Origin of the sequence: Streptomyces ossamyceticus, from assembly GCF_001418475.1 — a bacterium.
Lineage (GTDB): Bacteria > Actinomycetota > Actinomycetes > Streptomycetales > Streptomycetaceae > Streptomyces > Streptomyces ossamyceticus.
Genome location: NZ_LIQX01000116.1, coordinates 1 through 4034 on the forward strand (window position 1 = coordinate 1; position 4034 = coordinate 4034).

At 71.6% G+C, this 4034-nt stretch carries 4 protein-coding genes; 3 read left to right on the forward strand and 1 reads right to left on the reverse strand.

Annotated features, from left to right (window positions below):
* Nucleotides 1–1062: 1062 nt before the first annotated feature.
* The 3 genes from AOK15_RS10475 (at nucleotide 1063) to AOK15_RS10485 (ending at nucleotide 2918) form a co-directional block, all read left to right on the forward strand.
* Entirely contained in the window at nucleotides 1063–1437 is a 375-nt protein-coding gene (locus tag AOK15_RS10475; RefSeq protein WP_055515168.1) for a roadblock/LC7 domain-containing protein, read from the forward strand.
* A 234-nt stretch (nucleotides 1438–1671) separates the two neighbouring features.
* On the forward strand, nucleotides 1672–2043 hold the full coding sequence (locus AOK15_RS10480; RefSeq protein WP_055515169.1) for an ArsR/SmtB family transcription factor: 372 nt from the start codon (nucleotides 1672–1674) through the stop codon (nucleotides 2041–2043).
* A 152-nt stretch (nucleotides 2044–2195) separates the two neighbouring features.
* Nucleotides 2196–2918 carry a hotdog fold domain-containing protein gene (locus AOK15_RS10485; RefSeq protein WP_055515172.1) on the forward strand — a complete coding sequence of 241 codons (723 nt, stop codon included), beginning with the start codon at nucleotides 2196–2198 and terminating at the stop codon, nucleotides 2916–2918.
* Between the two features lie 19 nt (nucleotides 2919–2937).
* Here AOK15_RS10485 and AOK15_RS10490 read toward each other — a convergent pair whose 3' ends face one another.
* On the reverse strand, nucleotides 2938–3627 hold the full coding sequence (locus AOK15_RS10490) for a hypothetical protein (RefSeq protein ID WP_240508374.1): 690 nt from the start codon (nucleotides 3625–3627) through the stop codon (nucleotides 2938–2940).
* Nucleotides 3628–4034 lie beyond the last annotated feature (407 nt).

Below are 4034 nucleotides of genomic sequence, written 5' to 3' on the forward strand. Positions count from 1 at the left end.
CATCGGAAGACCGCCGCATCAGCGTAAGCAGGGAGTGATCCCAAGGCCACGGCGAAGGGGGGCGGGCGGCGTCAAGACCGCGTTAAGGATGCGTCGGACGAGCGGGCCGGGTGCCGCGGGAGGGGGAGGAGGCGAGGGACGGGTGCCCGTGAGGGGGGCCGCGTCGTGCCGTGCCCGGTCGGGGACGCCGCGTCGTGCCTGGTTGGTCGTCGGCGACGGTGACCGGGAGTCGGTCGGGAGGGGGGAGAGGTCCTGGTGTCGCGAGTGAGGCGCCCGCCGCCCGCCGTACCCCGTCGGTTGCCGTCGGCGACCGCGCGCGACGTCCGCCGGGGCGGATCACCAGGTGCCGGCCCCCCGGCGGTCTCCCGGCGGCTTCAGCATGGGGTCCGCCTGCGGTCGACGCCCTCGGGGGCCGTGCCAGGGCGGAGCATCTGGCTCGCGGCCGGCTCGCGGTACAGAGGGCTGCTTCGGATGGCGATTCCGACCACCTCCGGGACCGACGGCTCCGGGACCGCCCGGCATGCCGACGCTCCTCCCATGGCTCATCCGGAACCCCTGTCGGGAAGTGGCGCAGCACCTAGCAAACTGCAGACCGTGAGCCTCGGGCGAGAGTGTTCGCGAAGCTCATCTCATTTGGGCAATTCCCTTCCCTGGGGGGCGGGCCCCTCTCCGGGTGTGCGCACAGGAGGCGGCGCGGTGCCCACCTTCGGACGCCCGCTCCTCGTCGGACCCACCGCGACCTGCGTCGACACGGACGTCCGCCACGCATCGCCGGAGGGGCCGGCGGCCGCCCCCGGTGGCGCCGCCGGGCGCGGCCACGCGTCAGGGACGTGCGCCGTTTCCTCAGAGAAATCCCCGGATCCCGAGATCGACAGGGGCACCGGACGTCCTGGCGCTCGACCGATCAGAAGCGATAAGGCGTGCGGCAATTCACGGCTCACGTGTTCAGTACCGAACGACAACCGAACAACAGCGATGTCCGTCGCGGGCAGTTCATAGGGTCCTTGCACCGGCGGAGAGGGCGATGCCCCGTCCGCACAGTGACATGGAGGAGATTCCGGGATGAGCAATGTGGAGATCTCGCTGAAGGAGATCATGACGTCGATCGAAGGTGCCTTAGGAGCCGCGCTGGTCGACTACACGAGCGGGATGGCGCTCGGCACGCTCGGGGGCGGGAAGGACCTCGACCTGACCGTCGCGGCGGCGGGCAACACGGACGTGATCCGCGCCAAGACCCGCACCATGGAGCACCTGGGACTCACGGGTGAGATCGAGGACGTGCTGATCACCCTCGGCAGCCAGTACCACATCATCCAGCCGCTCAAGGGCCGCAGCGGCAACGGCCTGTTCCTCTACCTCGTGCTCGACAGGGGCAAATCGAACCTCGCCATGGCTCGCCACCAACTCAAGCGCGTCGGAGTGGATCTCCACGTATAGCGATGCCGTGACGCGCGCCCTCGCATGCCCATGACTTGAAGACTTCTTCAACTGGGAATATCCAGATGAGGTCAAAGCCATGGGCGTGCGGGGCCGGATCGGCAAGGATTGGCGCAGCACACGGCGCCGGCCCCGTCGAGCCGTCCGCGGTGACATCTGGGCCGCCGCCGAGAGAGAGCCCAGAGAAAGCACCAGAGAAAGCCCGTCGAACACGGCAGGGAGCGAGCGATTCCCATGCAGGTCCCCCTCTACCAGGCCAAGGCCGAGTTCTTCCGCATGCTCGGACACCCCGTGCGCATCCGGGTTCTGGAACTGCTGCAGAGCGGCCCGCTCGCCGTGCGCGACCTGCTCAGTGAGATCGAGATCGAACCGTCCAGCCTGTCCCAGCAACTGGGTGTCCTGCGCCGTTCGGGCATCGTCGTCTCCATCCGGGAGGGCTCCACCGTCAGCTACGCGCTCGCCGGCGGCGACGTGGCCGACCTGCTGCGCGCCGCTCGCCGCATCCTGACCGAGTTACTCGCCGGACAGAGCGAGTTGCTCGCGGAACTCCAGCAGGCGGAGTTCCAGCCGGCCCTCGCGCCGGGCGGAGCCGACCGCCGCGCCTGACCCGACGCGAGCCCCGACCGGCCCCGACCGGCCCCGACCGGCCCCGACCGGCCCCGACCGGCCCCGACCGGCCCCGACAGGCCCCGTCCGGGCGACACCGCGTCCAGCCGGTCGGCCGAGCGTGGTCCCCGGGATGTGGTGAAGTGGGGAGCATGACGACGAGTGACACGATCGTGGTGCCGGAGCTGTACGTCGGCTACCCCGGAGTGGCCTTCGGGGGCTATGTCGCCGGCACCCTGGCGGAGCGGTCCGAGGCGAAGACGGTACGGGTGGACTTCCGCGGGCCGGTGCCGGTCGAGGTGCCCGTACGGATCGCCGAAACGGCTGACGGGGGAGTCGAGTTGGGCGAGGCCGCACGGCCGCTCGCCTCCGCCCGCCCCGCCGAACTGCCGCTCGACGTGCCGGCCGCGCCGTCCTGGGACGAGGCGGCCGCCGCGGCGGAGAGGTTCCGCGCGACACCGCCCCCGGGTGTGGTCGACTGCTTCGGCTGCGGCCTGCGCACCGCCGACCGCGGCCTGCGCGTGTACTGCGGACCGGTGCCGGGCCAGGACGTCGTGGCCACCGCCTGGACCCCGTCGCCGGTCTTCGCCGATCCGGACGGCCTGTTCCCGACCCGCCTGGTCTGGGGCGCCCTGGACTGCCCGGGACACTGGGCGGGCCGCTTCCTCGGTACCCAGCGCCCCGGCGCGGTCACCGCCTCCCTCACCGGAACGGTCCTGCGACCGGTCGTCGCGGGCGAGCCGTACCTGCTGCACGCCTGGCTGCTCTCGGAGTCCGGTCGCAAGCACACGATGGGCGTCGCGCTCACCACACCCGAGGGCGAGCTGTGCGCCACGTCCGAGTCGCTGTGGATCGATCCCCGGCCCGCCTCCTGAACCGCGACTTCTCCTGGCGCTACGGCGTGTACGGGGCGTCGCTGTGGTGCAGTTCCACCATGGAGGCGCCGCTGACCTCGTACACCGCGGTGCGGGTCAGGGTGACGACGGCCGCAGGATCGTCGTCGCCGCGCGTCCGGTAGACGACGGTCACCTGGCGCGGCGGCCCGGCGGACGGGAAGTCGAGGGAGACCACGGGGGTACGGTCGCCCAGCTCGGCGGCGGCCGCGGGGACGGGGGTGCCGCCGTCGTTGCGCCAGGTGACCAGCGTGTAGAACTTGCCCGTACCACCGGTCGAGATCTTCAGCGCGCCCACGGCGTCGGCCGCGCTGTCCCCCGTGATGTCACCGACGGCGCACTGCGGTTGCAGCTCGATCACCACACCGTCCGGACCCTCCCAGCGGCCCGCGCTGAGGGTGGCCCCCGCGATGCCGTACCCCTCCAGCCCTCCGCCGTCCAGGGACGCGTTCTGCAACTGGGCGCAGGACAGGGCCTTGGCGCCACCGGCTGCCGTACCGCTCGGCTTCGAGGACGGGGTCTTGGTGGGGGTACCGGGTGTCTTCTTCGGGCCGCCGGGCGTCTTCGCCGGCGTGGGAGTCGCGGACTTCGACGCCTTGCCCGGCTTTCCGCTCCCGCCCGACTCTCCCGGAGCCAGGTCCTTCGGCCCGCAGGCCACCACCAGCCCCGCGATCAGCCCCGCGGCGGCCATCTGGGACACCCGTCTCGCACAACCCCTGGATCGGTTCACTCGTCACTCTCCGTCGCGCCATGGCCCGGCCCTTCCGCTGGGCACGGTCGGAGACGCGGACGGGTGGTACACGGTTGCACCGAGTTGTCCTTGTTCTGTAACGCGTTCCGCAACGCCCGACCGGGGTGCGTATCGCCGTGGCCGTCACGAATGTCATGACCGTGTACCGGAGCGGGCGCGGGCGGTGCCGGGCGACGTGGGCGCTCCCTACCCTCTGCCCACTGACGACGAGTCACGGGGAGGAACCCATGCGCATCAGAGGCACATCCAGAGTCGAATCCCGACGGGCGACGCTCGCCGCCCTGTGCGGCGCCCTGTTGATGGTGTGCGCGATGGTGCCGTCGGCCCGGGCCGACGGCACCATCGCG

Coding starts and splice junctions, on each gene's coding strand:
- AOK15_RS10485 (WP_055515172.1), top strand. CDS start 2,196: ATGACGACGAGTGACACGATCGTGGTGCCGGAGCTGTACGTCGGCTAC.
- AOK15_RS10475 (WP_055515168.1), top strand. CDS start 1,063: ATGAGCAATGTGGAGATCTCGCTGAAGGAGATCATGACGTCGATCGAA.
- AOK15_RS10480 (WP_055515169.1), top strand. CDS start 1,672: ATGCAGGTCCCCCTCTACCAGGCCAAGGCCGAGTTCTTCCGCATGCTC.
- AOK15_RS10490 (WP_240508374.1), bottom strand. CDS start 3,627: ATGGCCGCCGCGGGGCTGATCGCGGGGCTGGTGGTGGCCTGCGGGCCG.